General features: G+C 66.3%; 13 protein-coding genes and 2 pseudogenes. 9 read left to right on the top strand and 6 right to left on the bottom strand.

The annotated features are described in order from the left end of the window. The first annotated feature begins 177 nt into the window (after positions 1 to 177). From EET10_RS25080 to EET10_RS25060, 5 genes are all read left to right on the top strand, one after another. Positions 178 to 1,647: an aldehyde dehydrogenase gene (locus EET10_RS25080; protein ID WP_036406522.1), complete on the top strand. Its 1,470-nt coding sequence runs from the start codon at positions 178 to 180 to the stop codon at positions 1,645 to 1,647. Between the two features lie 8 nt (positions 1,648 to 1,655). After that, positions 1,656 to 2,408 (top strand): SDR family oxidoreductase, encoded by a 753-nt coding sequence (locus tag EET10_RS25075; protein ID WP_036406524.1) that lies wholly within the window; start codon positions 1,656 to 1,658, stop codon positions 2,406 to 2,408. Then, positions 2,405 to 3,277 (top strand): NAD(P)-dependent oxidoreductase, encoded by an 873-nt coding sequence (locus EET10_RS25070; protein WP_036406526.1) that lies wholly within the window; start codon positions 2,405 to 2,407, stop codon positions 3,275 to 3,277. Before EET10_RS25075 ends, EET10_RS25070 begins: the two co-directional genes overlap by 4 nt. Next, positions 3,277 to 3,714: a carboxymuconolactone decarboxylase family protein gene (locus EET10_RS25065; protein ID WP_036406529.1), complete on the top strand. Its 438-nt coding sequence runs from the start codon at positions 3,277 to 3,279 to the stop codon at positions 3,712 to 3,714. The genes EET10_RS25070 and EET10_RS25065 overlap by 1 nt, the downstream gene beginning before the upstream one ends. A 114-nt stretch (positions 3,715 to 3,828) precedes the next feature. Beyond that, complete coding sequence (locus EET10_RS25060; RefSeq protein ID WP_122502583.1) at positions 3,829 to 5,193, top strand: HNH endonuclease signature motif containing protein; 1,365 nt, start codon at positions 3,829 to 3,831, stop codon at positions 5,191 to 5,193. A gap of 136 nt (positions 5,194 to 5,329) precedes the next feature. On the opposite strand, the gene EET10_RS25055 is transcribed toward EET10_RS25060, so the two are convergent. Continuing rightward, positions 5,330 to 6,346, bottom strand: a complete 1,017-nt coding sequence (locus tag EET10_RS25055; protein ID WP_167480221.1) for a helix-turn-helix transcriptional regulator — start codon at positions 6,344 to 6,346, stop codon at positions 5,330 to 5,332. 359 nt (positions 6,347 to 6,705) lie between these two features. On the opposite strand from EET10_RS25055, the gene EET10_RS25050 reads away from it, so the two are divergent. After that, positions 6,706 to 8,502: an IS1634 family transposase gene (locus EET10_RS25050; RefSeq protein WP_425461697.1), complete on the top strand. Its 1,797-nt coding sequence runs from the start codon at positions 6,706 to 6,708 to the stop codon at positions 8,500 to 8,502. A 79-nt stretch (positions 8,503 to 8,581) separates the two neighbouring features. Here EET10_RS25050 and EET10_RS31300 read toward each other — a convergent pair. Continuing rightward, positions 8,582 to 9,458: pseudogene (locus tag EET10_RS31300) on the bottom strand (ATP-binding protein); the annotation flags it as partial. On the opposite strand from EET10_RS31300, the gene EET10_RS25040 reads away from it, so the two are divergent. Next, on the top strand, positions 9,442 to 9,747 hold the full coding sequence (locus tag EET10_RS25040) for a serine hydrolase family protein (protein ID WP_342774172.1): 306 nt from the start codon (positions 9,442 to 9,444) through the stop codon (positions 9,745 to 9,747). The pseudogene EET10_RS31300 and the gene EET10_RS25040 overlap by 17 nt on opposite strands. An 87-nt stretch (positions 9,748 to 9,834) precedes the next feature. After that, positions 9,835 to 11,103 carry a phosphoribosylamine--glycine ligase gene (gene purD / locus EET10_RS25035; protein ID WP_036406534.1) on the top strand — a complete coding sequence of 423 codons (1,269 nt, stop codon included), beginning with the start codon at positions 9,835 to 9,837 and terminating at the stop codon, positions 11,101 to 11,103. A 94-nt stretch (positions 11,104 to 11,197) separates the two neighbouring features. On the opposite strand, the gene EET10_RS25030 is transcribed toward purD, so the two are convergent. The 3 genes from EET10_RS25030 to EET10_RS25020 form a co-directional block, all read right to left on the bottom strand. After that, on the bottom strand, positions 11,198 to 12,772 hold the full coding sequence (locus tag EET10_RS25030) for a serine/threonine-protein kinase (protein ID WP_218028488.1): 1,575 nt from the start codon (positions 12,770 to 12,772) through the stop codon (positions 11,198 to 11,200). A 172-nt stretch (positions 12,773 to 12,944) separates the two neighbouring features. Beyond that, complete coding sequence (locus EET10_RS25025; protein WP_051490743.1) at positions 12,945 to 14,483, bottom strand: gamma-glutamyltransferase family protein; 1,539 nt, start codon at positions 14,481 to 14,483, stop codon at positions 12,945 to 12,947. Positions 14,484 to 14,563: 80 nt separating this feature from the next. After that, on the bottom strand, positions 14,564 to 15,475 hold the full coding sequence (locus EET10_RS25020) for an alpha/beta hydrolase-fold protein (RefSeq protein WP_036406538.1): 912 nt from the start codon (positions 15,473 to 15,475) through the stop codon (positions 14,564 to 14,566). Positions 15,476 to 15,530: 55 nt separating this feature from the next. Between EET10_RS25020 and EET10_RS25015 the strand changes: the two genes are divergently transcribed. Beyond that, positions 15,531 to 16,154, top strand: a complete 624-nt coding sequence (locus tag EET10_RS25015; protein ID WP_099187747.1) for a TetR/AcrR family transcriptional regulator — start codon at positions 15,531 to 15,533, stop codon at positions 16,152 to 16,154. Between the two features lie 3 nt (positions 16,155 to 16,157). On the opposite strand, the pseudogene EET10_RS25010 reads toward EET10_RS25015, so the two are convergent. Beyond that, positions 16,158 to 16,886, bottom strand: a pseudogene (locus tag EET10_RS25010) (DUF429 domain-containing protein); the annotation flags it as partial. Positions 16,887 to 16,919 lie beyond the last annotated feature (33 nt).

The following is a 16,919-nucleotide window of genomic DNA, read 5'->3' as shown; positions in this document are numbered from 1 at the left end:
TGGCTGAAAATGCAGTTCATGCAGGTATTGAGGCCGACGCCAAGCCGGCCCTCGGTGTCGGCCCTTGCACCGCTACACCAGGCGACGCTATGGTTCGAAGCAAGGATATCGGACAGTTGTCCACCCCAGTTGTCCTCCCGGGTGGATGTCGTCATCAACGAATGGTGGGAGCGCTAGATGGCCTTGTTGGCCGACGGAGTCAGCTCGTTGTTCATCGACGGGAAGCTGTCGGAAGGCAGTGCCGGCACCTTCCCGACGGTCAATCCGGCCACCGAGGAAGTGCTGGGCGTCGCCGCCGCCGCGGACGCGGCAGACATGGGACGTGCCATCGAAGCCGCGCGGCGGGCCTTCGACGACACCGACTGGTCGCGCAACGCCGAGTTGCGGGTGCGGTGCGTGCGTCAGCTGCGCGACGCGATGCGCGAGCACATCGAAGAGTTACGACAACTGACCATCTCCGAAGTCGGTGCGCCGCGGATGCTCACCGCCGCCGCTCAGCTGGAAGGCCCGGTCAACGACCTGGCGTTCGCCGCCGACACCGCCGAGTCCTATTCCTGGCACCAGGATCTCGGTCAGGCGGCACCGCTGGGCATCCCGACCCGGCGCACCTTGGCGCGGGAGGCCGTGGGCGTCGTCGGGGCCATCACACCATGGAACTTCCCTCACCAGATCAACCTGGCCAAGCTGGGGCCGGCGCTGGCCGCGGGCAACACCGTCGTACTCAAACCTGCACCGGACACACCGTGGTGTGGGGCCGTGCTCGGCGAGATCATCGCCAACCACACCGACTTTCCGCCCGGAGTGGTCAACATCGTCACCTCCAGCGACCACGGCCTGGGCGCGCTGCTTGCCAAAGACCCTCGGGTAGACATGATTTCGTTCACCGGCTCCACCGCAACCGGGCGCAGCGTGATGGCCGACGCGGCGGCCACGATCAAGAAGGTATTCCTGGAACTGGGCGGTAAGTCGGCGTTTGTCGTGCTCGACGACGCCGATTTGGCTGGGGCGTGCGCGGTTTCGGCGTTCACCGCCGCCGTGCATGCGGGGCAGGGGTGTGCGATCACCACCAGGCTGGTGGTACCGCGGGCGCACTACGACGACGCCGTCGCCATCGCATCGGGAACCATGTCGTCGATCAAGCCGGGTGACCCCGAGGACCCGGGAACCGTGTGCGGACCCTTGATTTCGGCGCGTCAACGCGATCGGGTGCAGGGCTACCTGGCGTTAGCAATCGCCGAAGGCGGGACGTTCGCCTGCGGCGGAGGACGGCCGGCCTGCCGGGATGTCGGATATTTCATCGAGCCGACCGTCATTGCGGGCCTGACCAATAACGCCCGGCCCGCGCGGGAGGAGATCTTCGGGCCGGTGCTGACGGTGATCGCCCACGATGGCGACGACGACGCCGTACGGATCGCCAACGACTCGCCCTACGGCTTGTCGGGCACGGTGTTCGGCGCCGACCCGGACCGGGCGGCCGGGATTGCCGCGCGGCTGCGGGTAGGCACCGTGAACGTCAACGGCGGCGTGTGGTATTCGGCCGACGCGCCGTTCGGCGGCTACAAGCAGTCCGGCAACGGGCGCGAGATGGGGCTGCTCGGGTTCGAGGAATACTTGGAAGCCAAACTCATTGCCACGGCAACCAATTAGGAGACGGTGTGGCTCAATTCGACGACAAGGTGGCCATTGTCACCGGGGCTGGGCAAGGTATCGGCCGGGCCTACGCCGAAGCGCTGGCACGCGAAGGCACGTCCGTGGTGGTCGCCGACATCAACGCCGGCGCTGCCGAGGCGGTCGCCAAGCAGATCGCTGCCGACGGGGGCACCGCAATCCCCGTGGCCGTTGATGTTTCGGATGAACAATCAGCCAAGGCCATGGCCCAGCGCACCGTCGGCGAATTCGGCGGCATCGATTACCTGGTGAACAACGCCGCGATCTACGGCGGCATGAAGCTCGACCTGCTGCTGACCGTGCCGTGGGATTACTACCGGAAGTTCATGAGCGTCAACCACGACGGTGCCTTGGTGTGCACCCGCGCGGTATACAGGCACATGGTTAAAAGGGGCGGCGGCGCCATCGTCAACCAGTCGTCCACCGCGGCATGGCTGTACTCGAACTTCTACGGCTTGGCCAAGGTCGGGGTCAACGGGCTCACGCAACAGCTTGCTCGGGAGCTGGGCGGAATGAAGATCCGGATCAACGCGATCGCGCCCGGGCCCATCGACACCGAGGCCACCCGAACCGTGACGCCCGGTGAGCTGGTCAAGGACATGGTCAAGCAAATTCCGTTGTCTCGCATGGGAACTCCCGAGGATCTGGTGGGAATGTGCCTGTTCCTGCTCAGCGACCAGGCGTCCTGGATCACCGGACAGATCTTCAATGTCGATGGCGGGCAGGTCATCCGATCATGACTGCGATACCGCGCCTCGGATACATCGGTCTGGGCAACCAGGGTGCACCAATGGCCAAGCGCTACCTCGACTGGCCGGGCGGTCTGACGGTCTTCGATGTACGGGCCGAAGCCATGGAGCCGTTCGTCGAGGGTGGCGCCACAGCGGCGGCGAGCGTCGCCGAGGTTGCCGGCGCCGACATCATCAGCGTCACGGTGCTCGACGACACTCAGGTGCGCAACGTGATCACCGGCAACGACGGGCTGGCAGTGAATGCCAAGCCCGGCACCATCATTGCGATTCATTCCACCATCAGCGACAGCACCGCCGTCGAGTTGGCGAAAGAGCTCGAGCCACGGGGCATCTACGTTGTGGATGCCCCGGTCAGCGGCGGTCCGGGGGCGGCTGCCGAGGGCAAATTGGCCACCATGGTGGGCGCCGACGACGAGACCTTCCGGCGGGTCGAGGAGCCTTTCCGGCGGTGGGCATCGCTGGTGATCCACGCCGGCGAACCGGGGGCAGGGACGCGGATGAAGCTGGCCCGCAACATGCTGACGTTCGTGTCCTACGCGGCGGCTGCCGAGGCCGAGAAGCTTTCCGAAGCAAGCGGTTTGAGCCTGCGGGCGCTTGCCAAAGTGGTGCGCCACAGCGATGCCCTCACCGGCGGCCCCGGCGCCATCATGTTCCGGGAGACGACCGCCCCGATGAAGTCCGACGACCCGCTGCGTCCGCTGTTGGAGCACACCCGGGCACTGGGGGAAAAGGACCTGAGCCTGGCACTGGCGTTGGGGGAGTCGGTATCGGTTGAATTGCCGTTGGCCAAGCTGGCATTGGAACGGTTGGCCGCCGGCCTCGGGGTGCCGCACCCCGATCTAGCTGAGGAGTCGTGATGGACGAGCTGCGCCGCAAGGGCCTGGACAAGATGAACGAGGTCTACGGCTGGGAGATGCCCAACGTCGAGGGTGACGCGTACTTCGACCTCACCGTCGATCACCTGTTCGGCACTATCTGGACCCGGCCAGAATTGTCGATGCGCGACAAGCGGATCATGACGCTGACCGCGGTGACCGCGATCGGGAATCGCGACCTGGCCGAAATCCAGATCAACGCCGCGCTGCTCAACGGAGAGCTCACCGAGACCGAACTGAAGGAGATGGCCGTCTTCCTCACTCACTATCTCGGGTTCCCGCTGGGCTCTGCGCTCAATGGGGCGGTCGACACCGTCGTGGCAAGGCGCAAGAAGGCCGCGGCCAAGGGCGCCGACGAGGACAAGAAGGCCAACGTCGACGCGGCGTTAAGGATGCACTCGGGTAAGGCCGCGGACTAGGGCGTACGCGCTCGATGATGTTGCCGCTGTGGTCCTGTAATCCCTTGTGTCACTGTGGTTTCAGCAGTCACAACGCGGCCGTTCTTGTCGGTGGCTTTTCGTAGAATTTCAGGCATGGGTGCGGGCACGCGTGAAGACATTGTCGAGGTCTTCAACGCGCTGGATTCAGATCTGGATCGTTTGTGCGAGTTGTCTTTTGACGTGCTCACCACCCCGGAACGGTTGCGGGCCTTGGAGCGCTTGGAAGGCGTGGCACGACGGCTGCGGACACCCCAACACGCGCTGATCAATCAGCTCGGCGCGCAGGCCGGCGAGGAAGAACTGGGCGCCAAACTGCTTTCGGCGCTGGCCGATCGGTTGCGTATCACCAAGGCCGAGGCGGGCCGGCGAATCGACGAGGCAGCTGATCTTGGTCAACGGCGGGCGCTGACCGGTGAGCCGTTGGCGCCGCAGTTGACCGCGACCGCGGCCGCTCAACGCGACGGGCTCGTCGGTGACGGGCATGTGCGGGTGATCCGCAGCTTCTTCGCCCACCTGCCCGCCGAGGTGGACCTGGGTACCCGGGAAGCCGCCGAAGCCGACCTGGCCCGCAAAGCCTGCGGGTATCGCCCCGACGAGTTGGCCACATACGCCCAGCGGATCATGGACTGGCTCAACCCCGACGGGGAATTTCGCGACCAGGAGCGGGCCCGCAAGCGCGGGATCATGCTGGGCAAGCAGGAATTCGACGGGATGTCGCGCATCAGCGGCATGCTGACCCCGGAGTTGCGCGCGGCCGTGGAGGCCGTGTTGGCCAAGCTGGCCGCCCCCGGTGCCTGCAACCCCGACGACCAGACCCCCGTCGTGGATGAGACGCCCGATGAGGATGCGGTGCGCCGTGACACGCGCAGTCAGGCGCAACGCAACCATGACGGCTTCCTCGCCGGACTGCGTGCGCTGTTGGCGTCGGGGGAGTTGGGCCAACACAACGGGCTTCCGGTGTCGATCGTGGTGACCACCACCCTCCAAGACCTCGAGGCCGCCGCCGGGAAGGGCCTGACCGGCGGGGGCACCCTGGTACCCATGTCGGATGTGATCCGCTGGGCCGGCCACGCGCACCACTATTTGGCCATTTTTGATCGCGGCAAGGCCCTGGCGCTGTATCACACCAAACGGCTGGCTTCCCCGGGGCAGCGAATCATGTTGTACGCCAGGGATCGTGGATGCACGAAACCGGGCTGTGATGCGCCTGCCTATCACAGCCAAGTCCACCACGTCCAAGGCTGGGCCACGACCCGCCGCACCGACATCGATCAGCTGACCCTGGCCTGCGGAGTCGACAACCGACTCGTCGAAAAAGGCTGGATCACCCGCAAAAACGCCCACGGCGACACCGAGTGGATCCCACCACCACACCTGGACCATGGACAACCGAGAACGAATAGCTTTCATCACCCGGAGAGACTGCTGGCGCCCGATGATGACGAGGAAGCTTATTGACGTCAGCAAAGCAGAGGCGTTGCTACAGAGGGCCACCCGGATAACCACGAGGGCTATCGGACGGATGACCCACTACGGGTGAACTCTCAGGGGCACATGACGCTGATCGGCGGGCATTGCCTGATCGCTTGGATCGTCAGGCGTGCCGTGATGCCTCTTGGGCGAGTTGCACTCTCGAGGTGAGCCCCAGCTTCGCGTAGACGTTATTCAGGTGCGCCTGCACGGTGCGCGCGGAAACGAAGAGACGGCTCGCAATGTCCTTGTTGGGCAACCCTTCACTGACAAGGCGCACCACGTCGAACTCTGCGGGGGTGAGCGAAGCCCAGCCCGTTGATGGGCGTTTGCGTTGGCCGCGGCCGCGTTGAGCATAGGCAATCGCTTCGTCGGTGGAAAGCGCCGACCCTTCGGACCATGCATCTTCAAATGCGTTGTGGTCCTGGGTCTCACGCAGCATAGCCACCGACGTGTCGTGGACGGCGTCGTAGATCTTGAAGTGGACTTGACCGGTGCGGCTGCGAAGTGCATGCGCGGCTCCGAAGAGCCGGGCCGCTTCGGGGTTATTGCCGGCGTCCGCGGCAAGTGCGGCGATGCACTCGAGCGCGTCGGGCACGATGAGGTACCCCTTGAGGTCCGCTGCGCGCGCGAGCGCGTCGTAAGCGTCGCGCTCGGCCTGGTCTCGATCGTTGTGGGCGATCGCAACGCGCGCCCGGGTGACCAGCGCCATCGCCAGATGCTGGCCCGGAGCCACCGAGACCGCGTCGTCGGCCCAGTGTCGAGCCGTCTGCAGATCTCCGCGTGCGAGCGCAACTTGTGCCCATGGGATGACGTTGACGACCGCCAGCTCGGGCTGGGCATTCATGAGTTTCCATGCCGCATCCCCGGCCTGCGCAACTGCCGCCACGTCCCCTGCGGCAAGGCTGGCGGCGGCCAGCGAGGCATAGGCAAAGCCCAGATTGAACTCGCCGAGTTCCGCGTCGGCTGGCACGGCCGCGGTGGCGGCGGCCCTGGCCTCGTTCGCGTCGCCGGCATAGGCCAGCAGGTGGCCCAGATTCAACAGGCTCGACATCCGGCAGAGTTCGTCGTGCGCCGCCTCGGATTCGGCCACCAAATCCCGCAATTGGGCGACAGCTTCGGCAAGATCGGCTTGCCACATCCGCGCCAAAGCCACGCACCAGCGGCACATGCGCGAGTTGAACTCGTCGCCGATCGCATCGGCGACATCGCGCCCTCTTCGCCCGCGACGCGGGTCGCAGTTGGGTCGCCAGCACCGGTGATCGCAGCAAACGCCTGCCAGCCGAGAATTTGGCTCAGCCGCCAGTCATCACCGAGCGCGCGGGCGAGGTCGAGCGCCTCGTCGAAGTACGGGCGGGCTGCCTCGGCGTCATAGACCGAAGTTGCGACGGTTTTGACTGGGGATTAGTGGTTTGAACTGACATTATGGGTGCTGTTGTGTGCTCATATGTAGTCACGAATAGATGCGTGTTGTTGCTATCATTTCAACGGAATCAGGCTATGATTCTTGGTGTGCCACGCAATACTGGCAAAGCTCACGTAGTCAGAGTTAAGAAGACTCACGTGGATAAGCACGGCCACGAGCGCGTCTATGAGTCTGTGCTGTTGCGCCGCACCTACCGGGACGGGGCCAAGGTGCGCAACCAGACCGTGGCCAACCTGTCGATGCTGCCGCCGCAGGCCGTCGATGCGATCGAGGCGACGCTGAAGGGCCACACGCTGGTGCCGGCCGGCTCGGAGTTCAGCAAGTCCCGGTCGCTGCCGCATGGGGACGTGGCGGCGGTGGCCGCGATGGCGCGCAAGCTCGAGCTGGCCGCACTGCTGGGCCCGCCGTGCCGAGCCCGCGATATCGTGCTCGCCTTGATCATCTCGCGGGTGGTGCGGCCCACCTCGAAGCTGTCCACCCTGTCGTGGTGGCCCAACACCACCCTCGGCGTGGATTTCGGGGTGGCCGAGGCCTCCACCGACGAGATCTACGCCGGGATGGACTGGCTGGCCGACCGGCAGGACAAGATCGAAAAGAAGCTGGCGGCAAAGCATTTAAACGAGTCGGTGAACCCGGGCCGGATGGCGTTGTTTGACCTGACTTCCTCGTGGGTGACCGGCCGATGCTGCCAGCTGGCCGCGCGCGGCTACTCCCGCGACGGCAAGAAGGGCTGCCAGCAGATCGAATACGGGGTGCTCACCGACCCTGAGGGCCGCCCGGTCGCGGTGCGCGTGTTGTCCGGTGCCACCGCCGACCCGACCGCGTTCACCCAGATCGTGCAGGTGATCAAAGACAAGCTCGCCATCCAACAGCTGGTGCTGGTCGGCGATCGCGGCATGATCACCACCGCCCGCATCGACGCGCTGCGCGAACTCAACGACAACCCCGACACCCCAACCGCCTTCGATTGGATCACCGCGCTACGTGCACCCGCGATCGCCAAACTCGCCCGCGACGACGGGCCGCTGCAGATGAGCCTGTTCGATACCCAAGACCTCGCCGAGATCACCCACCCCGACTACCCCGGCGAACGGCTGATCGCCTGCCGCAACCCCACCCTGGCCGCCGAACGTGCCCGCAAACGCCACGACCTGCTGGCTGCCACCGAGAAACAACTGGCCCACATCGCCCAACGCGTCACCAAAGCCACCCTGTCCGGCGCCGACAAGATCGGCATCGCAGTCGGCAAGGTCAGCGGAAAATTCAAGGTGGGCAAGCTCTTCCACCTCACGATCACCGACACCGAATTCACCTACCACCGCGACCAGGCCGCCATCGACGCCCAAGCTGCCCTCGACGGCATCTACGTGCTGCGCACCAGCGTCAACACCAAGGTCCTCGACCCCGCCGCCGTGGTGCAGGGTTACAAAAACCTCGCCAACATCGAACGCGACTTTCGCATCATCAAGACCGACGACCTCGACCTACGCCCCATCCACCACCGCCTCGAGGACCGCGTCAAAGCCCACGTGCTGATCTGCATGCTGGCCTGCTACCTCATCTGGCACCTGCGCAAGGCCTGGGCGCCACTGACATTCACCGACGAAACACCACCGCATCGGGACAACCCCGTCGCCCCCGCGCAGCGTTCCCCAGCCGCACACGCCAAAGCCTCCACCAAACACGACGCGGCCGGCAACCCAGTACGAAACTTCCGCGACCTGCTCAATCACCTGGCCACCCTCACCCGCGACCGGATCCGCTACCACCACACCAACATCGAAATCGACAAACTCACCGAGGCCACCCCCACCCAGCGCCGCGCCTTCGACCTCATCGACGCCCCGATCCCAGTCACCATCACCGCGTAGCCAGAACCACCACCCACCCAAACCAGCCAATACCCAGGTCAACCCAGGAATTCAGCCAGTTCAATAGCCTTAACTTCGGATAGACGGCGAGGCCGCCGCAGGCGGTGAGGGCTCGTACCAGCAGGGCCTTGTCGTCGAGTTCACGAGCGATAGCAAGAGCTTGCCGGGCCTCGTCGATGTTCTCGTGGATGCTTTGCGTTGCCTCGAGTGCGGCCTTGTCGGCGAGCGCCCGGGCGCGAACTGCGGGCGACACTTCCACGTCGTGGACCTTGGCATCGCAGAGCGCGGCATCGAGCCAGGCAGTGCCTTCCTGTATGCGCCCCCGCATCAGCCACAACGGCTGCAACGTCGAGGCGAGCCGCAGTGCGGTTGTGATTTCCCCGTTTTCGCGGCAACCACGCGAACGCTGCCCGAAGGTTGTCCATCTCGATTTCGGCCTGCTCGACCAGGCGCTGATGACCGGTGCGCCCGGGGCTGTCGAGCTGGGCGGCCACCGTGGCGTAGTGGTCGCGGCGGCCGTCGCGCACCGCGTCGGCCTCCCCGGACTCGCCGAGTTTTTCCAGTGCGTACTGGCGAACCGTCTCCAGCATTCGGTATCGCGTTCCGAAGTGGCTGTCTTCAGCTACGACAAGTGATTTGTCGATGAGCAACGCGAGCTGATCGAGGGTCTGATAGCGCTCGACGTCGCTGTCGGCACCCACTGCCTGCGCCGCATCCAGGTCAAAGCCCCCCATGAACACGGCCGCCCGGCGGAACAACACCCGTTAGGGCTCGGTCAGCAGCGCATGGGACCAGTCGACCGACGCGCGCAGCGTCTGTTGGCGGCGCACGGCGGTTCGCGCGCCGCCGGTCAGCAATCGGAAACGGATGTGCAGGCTGTCGAGGATCTGCGCCAGTGACAAAGCTCGGACCCGCGCTGCCGCAAGCTCGATCGCCGGGGTGCGCCTGCTGAGCCGAGACACCGTCGACTTGATCTTCTGCGAGCAGGTCAACGGCATCGACCTGGTGCTGGCCATGCCAACGCGGTGGGGTATCGGCTTCGCGCCGCCTCACCCGGAGGCGGCGCCTGACATCCCCGATGAAAGGATCTGTTACTGGGGTGGTTGGGGCGGCTCCACGGTGGTCATGAATCCCCACTGCCGCACCACCTTTGCCTATGTGATGAACAAGATGGGACAGGTCACCTCGGCTGGGACCGACCGCACCCGCCGATACACCCAGCTGATCTACCAGGCCCTCCGCTAAGCCGCACCGGTCTGAGTCCCGGCTGGCGAAGAAGAGCCGACGGGTCGGTGGCCTGGGCCGGGACCTGCGCGGTTACGCTGACCTCTCGTGCGCGTCCTGGTAATCGGCTCCGGTGCCCGTGAACATGCCCTGCTCTTGGCGCTGGCCAGGGATCCGCAGGTCACGCACCTCATCGTGGCCCCCGGCAACGCCGGAACCGCGCGTCTGGCCGAACAGCACAACGTCGACATCACCTCCGGCGAGGACGTCGTCGCCCTGGCCCGTCGGGTCGAGGCCGACCTCGTGGTTATCGGTCCGGAGCTGCCGCTGGTGCTCGGGGTGGCCGACGCCGTGCGCGCCGCCGGCATCGTCTGCTTCGGGCCCGGCAAGGACGCCGCCCGCATCGAAGGGTCCAAGGCATTCGCCAAAGACGTCATGGCCGCGGCCGGTGTGCGCACTGCCGCGAGCGAAATCATCGACAACCCAGCGCATTTGGATGCCGCCCTGGATCGGTTCGGCCCACCCGCAGGCGACCCGGCGTGGGTGGTCAAAGATGACCATCTGGCCGCCGGCAAGGGCGTGGTGGTCACGGCAGAGCGCGCTGTCGCCCGGGCCCATGCCGCGGGACTGCTCGAGGCCGGGCATCCGGTGCTGCTGGAGTCTTATCTCGACGGCCCGGAGGTGTCGCTGTTCTGTGTGGTCGACGGCGAGACCGTGGTGCCGCTGCTGCCCGCGCAGGACTTCAAGCGGGTCGGCGAAGGCGACACCGGACCCAACACCGGCGGTATGGGCGCGTACGCGCCGCTACCGTGGCTGCCCGATGAGACCTACCGGGAGATAGTGGGTCAGATCGTAGAACCCGTTGCGGGTGAACTCGTTCGGCGCGGCAGCCCGTTCTGCGGCTTGCTGTATGCCGGTCTGGCGATCACCGCGAAGGGTCCCGCGGTGGTCGAATTCAACTGTCGTTTCGGCGATCCCGAGACCCAGGCGGTGCTGGCGCTGCTCGTGTCGCCCCTGGGGCAGTTGCTGTACACGGCGGGTACCGGAAAATTGGCGGAGTTCGGCGAATTGCGCTGGCGAGACGGCGCCGCCGTGGCGGTGGTGCTCGCGGCCGAAAACTACCCCGGGCGGCCCCGGGTGGGTGATGTCGTCGTCGGTTCCGAAGCCGAAGGGGTGCTGCACGCCGGGACAACCCGACGCGAGGACGGCACCGTCGTGTCATCCGGCGGCCGGGTGCTGTCGGTGGTGGGCACCGGCGCGGACCTGTCAGCGGCGCGGGCGCACGCATACCACATCCTCGGTTCAATTCGGTTAGCCGGCAGCCATTTCCGGAGCGACATCGGCTTGCGTGCCGCAGAGCGAAAGATCAGCGTCTAGCCACCGGGACCGACACGCAAGACCGGCGCGGTCGTTGACCGGTTCGAAGTACGTCTGGCCCGGTTGTGATGGCAACAAGTGGAGGCGCTTTCCGCTACCCCCGGTGTTGCGGACAGAAGGCGGTGATCGCCGCGTTGACGCCGGCGGCAGCCTGTGCGGGAGAGATTCCGGTGTTGTTCACGGTGGCGGCGGCGGCATCATCGGGGCTTGCCCCGTTTTGAAGGTCGGTGCACACGCCACGGCCGGTGGCGGCGGCAGTCGCGGGGTCGGTAACGATGACACCCGGAATCTGTGACACGAGACCGAGGAAGGTCTGTTCGGGGTCGGGTGTCGGTTGCTGCGGGACCGGTGCCGGCCGTCGGGGCGCCGGCGCGGCCGCGGGGGATGCCGGGGTCGGAATGTCCCTGCGCGTTGGCACCGTTGGCGGCTGCGCCACTGCGGGTGGCGGCACGTACTGCGCCACCTGCCGAGGCGGCGCCACCGCCGGTGGCGGCGGGTACTCCTCCACCACCTGCCGAGGCGGCGCCGCCGAGGGTGACGGCGGGTACTCCGCCGGCTGGCGAGGCGACGCCAAAGTCGGCGATGCGGCCGGCGGGCCCGGTGTCGAATCGGTGTCGAACGAGTAGCCACTGGCCCCGACGGCGGTGACCGCGACAACCGATGATGCGGCGGCGAAGAGCCGCCACCGGCTACGTCGTTGCCGTTTGCCGGCGTCAGCCGCGACGGCCATGTTCTTGAGTGGCCTGCTCGCCAAGGGTCGCGGCATGGTCGAAGCCGACGCTATCGGATGTTCGACGCGACGGGCTGCGTGTGCGAACGCGTCGGCGAAATCAGTGCAGCAGGCGAAGCGATCGGCAGGGTCCTTTGCGAGCGCTACCGCAAGCACCGGGTCGAAGGCCGCGAGCAGCGGGTGGATCTGCGCTAGTGCCGGAGGCGGGGTGGTCAGGTGGCGGCTGATTACCACCGCCGGGTTGGTGTGCGGGAACAGTGGCGATCCGGTCAGCAGATGGTAGGCGGTAGCCGCTAGCGCGTACTGATCGGCACGTCCGTCAATCGGCTCGCCCGTCAGCTGTTCGGGCGCCGCGTAGGGAAACGTGCCGATGGTCATGTTCGTCGCGGTCAGACCGCTGGTCTCACCGATGTTGCGGGCGATTCCGAAGTCGCCCAAAAGGATTCGCTGGGCGGCAGCCTCCGGTTCGGCGAGCAGGATATTCGCGGGACTGACATCACGGTGCATTACCTTATGGTGCTGATGCGCGTAGTCGAGTGCGCTCGCGATCGCCGAGATTATCGTGGCCACTTGATCTGCCGGCATTCCGGCCGGAAAGCGGTTGCGCAACAGGCTCGCTGCATCGGTTCCGTCGACGAAGTCCATCGAGATCCATAGCTTCCCGGCGAACTCGCCTCGGTCGTTGACCCGCACGATGTTCGGATGCCACAGCGCGGAGGCTACGTCAGCCTCTCTGATGAATCGCCGGCGATAGTCGGCGTCCGCGGATACCTCGATGCCCAATATCTTGAGCGCTTCGCGGCGCGGCAGCCGTGGGTGCTGGGCAAGGTAGACCTCACCCATTCCCCCGGAGCCCAGCAAACGTACAATCGTGTATCCGGCAAAAATCTCACCGGCTTTCAACCCGATGCCCGGGCTTTGATGACTTAACCCAATCATCGCACCGTCCATTACCGGAATGCCGAGTACATTCTCAGCGCAGTTTGCGATTAGCTGGGACTGATATTACCCAGTGCTTTACCTGTAAGCCACCTTGGATTTTCTATGAGTTTACCTCTAGTTCATCTTTGGTCTACGAGAAGGGGACCGGCACTCCGGTGCAGATCACGGGTCAGAACGCCACAGCCTGACCGTCGCGGCGCGGGTCACTGGCCGCGACATAACCGTCATCGAGACGCCAGATCGCCTGGCAGCTGCCGAACTGGTTGTAGTCGTCCACCGTGACCAGTTCATGGCCGCGCCTGTGTAGGTCGTCGAGTGTTGCCGGTGGAAAGCCGTTTTCGCAGCAGACCTGCAGTCCCTGCACCCACCGGAATCGGGGGCCGTCGCAGGCCGTCTGGGGGTTCTGACCGTAGTCGGCGATGCGGACCAGCACCTGCACGTGGCCCTGTGGTTGCATCTGGCCACCCATCACGCCGAAGCTCAGCACCGGCGCGCCGTCCTTGGTCACGAACCCCGGAATGATGGTGTGGAAGGGCCGCTTGCCGGGCCCGACCTGGTTCGGGTGACCTTGCGTCGCAACGAAACCCGAGCCGCGATTCTGCAGTGAGATGCCGGTTCCCGGCACCACCACGCCGGATCCGAAGCCCAGGTAGTTCGATTGGATCATCGACACCATCATCCCGGAGGCATCTGCCGCGGTGAGATACACGGTTCCGCCCCTTGGGCTTCCAGCAGACGCGGGCTTGGCGTGTTTGGGATCGATCACCGCGGCGCGCCCCCGCAGGTACTGTTCGTCGAGCAGGTGCTTGGGAAGCAGCGGCATGTGGTCGATATCGGCGACATACGCCTGCGCATCGGCGACTGCGAGCTTGAGCGCCTCGATCTGCAGATGCACGCTGTCCGCGGAATCGACTGGCAGCGCGGCCATGTCGAACTGCTCGAGGATCCCGAGCGCGATCAGGGCGACGATGCCCTGGCCGTTGGGCGGTAGCTCGTGAATGGTGTACCCGCGGTATGTTCCAGTGATGGTGCCCACCCAGTCGCTGCGATGGGCGGCCAGGTCGCTGACTCGCATCGCAGCGCCGTTGGCTGTGGCGTGCGCTTCCAGCTTTTCGGCCAGCTCTCCCCGGTAGAACGCCTCACCATGGCTGGCGGCGATCTTCTCCAGGGTGTCTGCGTGGTCGGGAAACCTGAACAGCTCACCGGGTTTTGGTGCGCGGCCACCGGGCAGGAACGCCTCGGCGAACCCGGGCTGCGACGCGAACAGGGGTACCTGAGCCTCCCATTGCCCGGCGACGATCGGTGACACCGGAAAGCCCTTGCGGCCGTAGGAGATAGCCGGCTCAAAAAGTCGTTCGAACGGCAGCTGGCCGAACTCGTCGTGCAGCTCGGTCCACGCCGACACGGCGCCCGGCACCGTCACCGAATTCCAGCCGAGCGCGGGAACGCCGTTGCCGCCGAAGTATTCCGGCGTCCACGCCGCAGGTGAGCGTCCGGAGGCATTCAATCCGTGTAGCCGCGTGCCGTCCCAGACGATGGCGAACGCATCGGAGCCGATGCCGTTGGACACCGGTTCCACCAGTGTCAGGCTGATGGCGGTGGCGATGGCCGCGTCTACCGCGTTCCCCCCTTCGGCGAGCATCCGCAGGCCGGCCTGGGCGGCGAGCGGCTGTGAGGTGGCGACGACGTTTCGGCCGAGGATCGGCATTCGCGGCCAGGCGTAGGGAAAACTCCAACCGAAAGGCCCTCCAGGCGGATTCACCGGACGATACTCGCATGCCCGGGCGCTCAGGCCGTCAGCAGCGGTGCCATCCAGGTCAACTCGGCGGGCAGCTGCGAGCTCCAAAACCCGCCGTTATGCCCGCCGGGGGAGAACCCGCCCGCGGGCGGGTTCGGCAGTTGAGCGATGAACTGTTTGGTCGCCGAATAAAAGGGGTCGCTGTCGCCGCAATCCACCCGGATCGGAATGGAACCCAGCGCGGGCATGCCGAACACCGAGTTCGCCGCAAAGTCGTCGGCTCCGTCGAACGCGCCTGGTGCGGCCGCGCCGGGCGACAGCCACAGCGCCGGGCTCACCGCGCAGATCGCCGCGGTCCGGGCCGGTCCGAGCCGGCCGCCGAGCAGCAACGCCCCGTAGCCCCCCATCGACCAGCCCAGAAACGCCACCCGCGAGGTATCCAGGTTCTGGGTGTCCAGCAGCGGGATGAGCTCACTGAGCACCATGGCCCCGGAATCCTCGCCGGAAGCCCGTTTGTGCCAGTAACTGCCGCCGCCGTCGACGGCGACCACAGCAAACGGCGGCAGCCCGGCGTTGACGGCTTGAGCCAGGCCCTGTTCGACGCCGCCGGCCATCACGGTGGCCGCGTCGCTGCCCTTGCCGTGCAGCGCGATCACCGGCCGCAGCGGCTTGGTCTGGCCGGGCGGACGGGCGATGGCCCAGTTGGTCGATATTCCCCCCCGCGCCGCCGATACGAACGAGCCGGTGGTCATCGTCGGCGCGGCCTGAGCCGGTGGCGGTGGTTCGAGCGGTCGTGTCGGCGCCAACGGAACGTTTGTGCCAATCGCCGGCGGCGGTGTGGCATGCGAAGTCCGTGGCTGGAGCAGCATGTCGAGTGCGAATACGCCGCCTGCGCCAAGGGTCGCGCTGGCGCCAAGGCCGAGCACGGCGCGGCGACTTAAGTCCGGCATGCGGGCCATCATGCCATGGCCGTTTAGCGAAAATGGCAATGCAGTACCAATTCCACTGGCAGCATGGGTGGGCGTGACGGCAGCTGTTACTCCAAAAGGAGAACGTCGGCGATATGCGTTGGTCAGCGCCGCTGCCGAGCTGCTTGGCGAGGGTGGATTCGAAGCAGTGCGTCACCGGGCCGTCGCCCGGCGTGCCGGACTGCCGTTGGCCTCTACCACTTACTACTTTTCGTCCCTCGATGATCTGATCGCCCGCGCGGTAGAACACATCGGGATGATCGAGGTGGCGCAGTTACGGGCCCGGGTCAACGCGCTGCCGCGGCGGCGCCGGGGACCCGAGACCACCGGTGAAGTGCTGGTCGACCTCCTTGTGGGGGACGTGGACGGCCCGGGGCTCGCCGAACAGCTGATATCGCGATACGAGCGGCATATCGCCTGTACCCGCCTGCCCGCGTTGCGGGAAAGCATGCGCCGCAACCTACGCCAGCGTGCCGAGGCGGTTGCCGAGGCGATCGAGCGATCCGGCCGGTCCGTGCGCATCGAACTGGTGTGCACCCTGATCTGCGCGGTCGACGGTTCGGTGGTCTCCGCGCTGGTCGAGGGGCGCGACGCGCGCGGCGCCGCGCTGGCAACCGTGGTCGATCTCATCGAGGTGCTTGCGCCGGTCGACCAACGGCCGATCCGGGTGTAGCGCCGCGGGCAACGTCGGCGTGACGATGTAGCCGGTCGCGAAGTCTCCGTAGACGGTGATGCCGGACGGGCGGCGTTCGGCGTACAGCGCGACGTATGCGCAGACGACGGCGTCGATCGGGTCTTCGGCGCGGCGCAGATCGCACTTGCGCCCGGCGGCCTGCACCTGCCGGCGCAACGTGAGCCAGTCGCCATGGCCGGTCACGCGCAGCGGCGTTGGCGTCTGTTCCAGTGCCTCGATGCCGTCCATCAACCGCAGCAACTCCGATTTGAGCCCTTCGACACCGCGGCCGGGCTTGGCCTTGTATTTCAGCGTGCGGGACAGCCGGAACAGCGCCACCGTCGCCGCATGGGGGTAGACCTCGATGGCCCGCCGGGCAGCCGCCGAGAAGGGATCCATATTCAGGTCCAGCGCACCGGCCAGCCGCGCCGCGCGCGGGCCGTCGGCGAACTCGGGTTTGCCGGTGTTCGCCGGATGCGCACCCGCCTCGAATGCGCGGAAGTCGCGGTTGAGTGCGGTTTCGGCCGGCCGTTGACCGGACGGGTTGGTCACCACCAGCGGCGCGTCGAACGCGACCCGGCAGGAGCCGGTCGTGAACGGCTGCAACGCCGCCAGCACCGCGGCGTCGTCGCGGACGGCGCCGACGTGCACCAGAACACCGTCGCCGTCGAGTACTGCCACACCGGTCGGATTGCGAGGGCCCCAGGCCAGATCGACGCCGGCGAAGTACATTCGCCAAGGGTACGGCCGACGGGAGTCCGCGAT

This window comes from Mycobacterium pseudokansasii (assembly GCF_900566075.1).
GTDB lineage: Bacteria > Actinomycetota > Actinomycetes > Mycobacteriales > Mycobacteriaceae > Mycobacterium > Mycobacterium pseudokansasii.
The sequence above is the reverse complement of the archived record's forward strand: the minus strand, read 5'-3'. Positions and strand labels throughout refer to the sequence as shown.